5 protein-coding genes are annotated in these 2,839 nt (G+C 61.3%); all 5 read right to left on the reverse strand.

The genetic code is table 11. The features are described 5' to 3' along the window. Positions 1 to 959 (reverse strand): acetyl/propionyl/methylcrotonyl-CoA carboxylase subunit alpha (locus EN914_RS30490; protein ID WP_127389484.1); only part of this gene is annotated, 959 nt, incomplete at its 3' end. 163 nt (positions 960 to 1,122) lie between these two features. Further along, positions 1,123 to 1,497 (reverse strand): hypothetical protein, encoded by a 375-nt coding sequence (locus EN914_RS30495; RefSeq protein WP_164779025.1) that lies wholly within the window; start codon positions 1,495 to 1,497, stop codon positions 1,123 to 1,125. Positions 1,498 to 1,536: 39 nt separating this feature from the next. After that, positions 1,537 to 1,908, reverse strand: coding sequence for a hypothetical protein (locus EN914_RS30500; RefSeq protein WP_013532610.1), 372 nt, complete (start codon positions 1,906 to 1,908; stop codon positions 1,537 to 1,539). Positions 1,909 to 1,947: 39 nt separating this feature from the next. Continuing rightward, entirely contained in the window at positions 1,948 to 2,316 is a 369-nt protein-coding gene (locus EN914_RS30505) for a hypothetical protein (protein WP_013532609.1), read from the reverse strand. A 195-nt stretch (positions 2,317 to 2,511) separates the two neighbouring features. Beyond that, on the reverse strand, positions 2,512 to 2,839 hold a 328-nt coding region (locus tag EN914_RS30510; protein WP_281034679.1), incomplete at its 5' end, for a carboxyl transferase domain-containing protein.

The following is a 2,839-nucleotide window of genomic DNA, read 5'->3' on the forward strand; positions in this document are numbered from 1 at the left end:
ACCCGCAACTGCCACTCGACCAGGTCGGTGCCGGTGACCATTTCGGTGACCGGGTGCTCGACCTGCAGACGGGTGTTCATCTCCATGAACCAGAAGCGGTCAGCCTTCAGGCCCTGCGAGGCATCGACGATGAACTCGATGGTACCGGCGCCTGAATAATTGATCGCCTTGGCGGCCTTCACTGCCGCCTCCGTCATCGCCTTGCGCAAAGCGGGCGTCATGCCGGGCGCCGGCGATTCCTCGATCACCTTCTGGTGGCGGCGCTGCGCTGAGCAGTCGCGCTCGTAGAGATGCACGACATTGCCCAAATTGTCGCCGAAGACCTGCACTTCGATATGGCGCGGCTTGTCGACATATTTTTCGACCAGCACACGGTCGTCGCCGAACGCGGCTTTCGCCTCGCGCCGTGCGCTGGACAGCGCCTCGGAAAACTCATCGGGATGCTCGACCCGGCGCATGCCCTTGCCGCCGCCGCCAGCGCGCGCCTTGATCAGCACTGGATAGCCGATCTCGCGCGCCTTGGAGGCAAGCAGCACGATCTCCTGCGCCTCGCCATGATAGCCCGGCACGACCGGCACGCCGGCCTTTTCCATCAGCCGCTTGGCGGCGTCCTTCAGCCCCATGGCACGGATAGAGGCCGCGGATGGGCCGACGAAAATAAGCCCCGCCGCTGTCACCTGGTCGACGAAATCGGGAGTTTCCGACAGGAAGCCGTAGCCGGGATGAATGGCTTGCGCACCCGTTGCCAGGGCCGCCGCGATGATCTTGTCGCCGCGCAGATAGCTTTCGCCGACGGGCGAGGCGCCGATATGCACCGCCTCGTCGGCCATCTCGACATGCAGGGATTTTGCGTCGGCATCCGAATAGATGGCGACGGTACGCACGCCCAGCTTCCGAGCCGTACGGATGACACGGCAAGCGATCTCGCCGCGGTTGGCGATCAGGATCTTGGCGAACATGGAGCCTCCGCATGTAAGGTTCGAAGTCCATGGGAAGCATGGCGCTTGAACACCCCCCTCTGTCCGGCAGGACAGAGGGGGGTGCTGTCCCGCGAGCCTTTTAAGCCCTCGGAGTAAACCTCTCCCTTACCAGGGAAGTGCTCTACCTTGCGGTCGGCTGTACCTACTTCGAGGCCGCGATCTCGCAACTGCCGCCGGTCGTGACTTTGTAGTGGCCGCGGGTGGACTGACAGGATTTCATCGCCAACTCTTCGGCCGTCTTTTGAGATGGTGCGTTGAGGTGGCCGCCGCAAACTATGTACGACGACATTATCCGTGCGTAGGGAGTGGTTGCGTACGCTGAATGGCCACCGGCCGCGACATAGGCCTTGTAGGCCTTGGTGCAGGGATCCTTGGGATTTCGCGGCAGGTACGGCGGGAAACGCTTGTCTCCCCCGCTTCCCGCCAGTGAGCCGGCCATGCCCGCTCCGGATGCTGCGAACACCAGCAATACAGCCAATATCGCCATGGCTGTTCGCTTGGAATTCGTGGATTTCATTTTGTCTTCCCCAAGGAGAAAAACCGGGCGCTTTCCGGTCTATTTGGACGCGGCGATGCTGCAGGCGCCGGCGACGGTAACCTTGTATTTGCTTTTGCTGGCCTGACAGGATTTCAGTGCCAGTTCCGCCGCCGCCTTTTGTGACGATGCATTCAGCTTCACGCCGCAAACGAAGTACTCGGTCGCCGGAACGATTGGCGTCGCCGCGAAAGCCGAATGGCCTGCGGCTGCGAGATACGCTGCATAGGCCTTCCCGCAGCCCCCGGTGGTTCCTATAGGAATGGTCACCGGGTAGCGCACGTCGCCCTTGCTGCCTGCCAGCGATCCGGCCATGGCAGCGGTGGAGGCCGCCACCATCAGCAAGCCTGCCACTATGGGGGTGGCTGCTCGTTTGCAGGTCCCGGATTTCATTCTGCTTCCCCCATTCGCAAAAAAGTCTCGGCCGGTTGCTTATTTCGATGACGAGATTGCGCAGCCGCCACTCGCGGTCTTGAGCTTCCACCGTGTCAAGCCGGCCTGGCAATTGCGCAGCGCCGTCTCTTCCGCCGCCTTCTGGGACGGCGCGTTGAGCTTCGTCCCGCAGATGATGTAGAGGTCGACAACGCGCGAATAAAAGGTTGTGGCGTAGGCCGAATGGCCGCTCGCCGCGACGTAACCCTTGTAGGCAACGTTGCATTCGCCTGAACCCAAGGTCGGCGGAAAACGCACGTCTCCCTTGCGTCCTGCGAGCGATTCCGCCGAGCTGATGCCGGTCGCCGTTAATATTAGAAATGCGGAAAGTATCGAAGCAGCCGTCCCCTGGCAATATTTCAGTTTCATTTCCAGCCCGTCCCCATGGCCCCATGCTGGATAAACAGTAGCGAATATTTTGCCCCCCCGCCAGTTCACTGTTTGAGATTCGAAGCCGCCTATACTGGCGAATCGCTTGGTCCATACAGTTCAGCCTTTTCACACGGCAGCAACGGCCTGCCGGTATAGTTCCGCCGTTTGGCTGTCGAAGTTGACCGTCCATTCTCACATCCGAAACACGCCAAAGCGCGTGTCCTCGATTTCGGCGTTGAGCGCGGCCGACAGGCTGAGCGCCAGCACGTCGCGCGTCTTTGCAGGATCGATGATACCGTCGTCCCAGAGGCGTGCGGACGAATAGAGCGGATGGCCCTCATGCTCGTATTTCATCAGGACAGGCTTCTTGAATTTCGCCTCTTCCTCGGCGCTCCATTCTCCGCCCTTGCGCTCGATGCCTTCGCGTTTGACCATGGCAAGCACCGTTGCCGCCTGTTCGCCGCCCATCACCGAGATGCGGGCGTTCGGCCACATCCACAGGAAGCGCGGTGAATAGGCG

The sequence above is a fragment of the Mesorhizobium sp. M7A.F.Ca.CA.001.08.2.1 genome (assembly GCF_003998455.1).
GTDB classification, from domain to species: domain Bacteria; phylum Pseudomonadota; class Alphaproteobacteria; order Rhizobiales; family Rhizobiaceae; genus Mesorhizobium; species Mesorhizobium ciceri.

Coding starts and splice junctions, on each gene's coding strand:
- EN914_RS30495 (WP_164779025.1), bottom strand. CDS start 1,497: ATGAAATCCACGAATTCCAAGCGAACAGCCATGGCGATATTGGCTGTA.
- EN914_RS30500 (WP_013532610.1), bottom strand. CDS start 1,908: ATGAAATCCGGGACCTGCAAACGAGCAGCCACCCCCATAGTGGCAGGC.
- EN914_RS30505 (WP_013532609.1), bottom strand. CDS start 2,316: ATGAAACTGAAATATTGCCAGGGGACGGCTGCTTCGATACTTTCCGCA.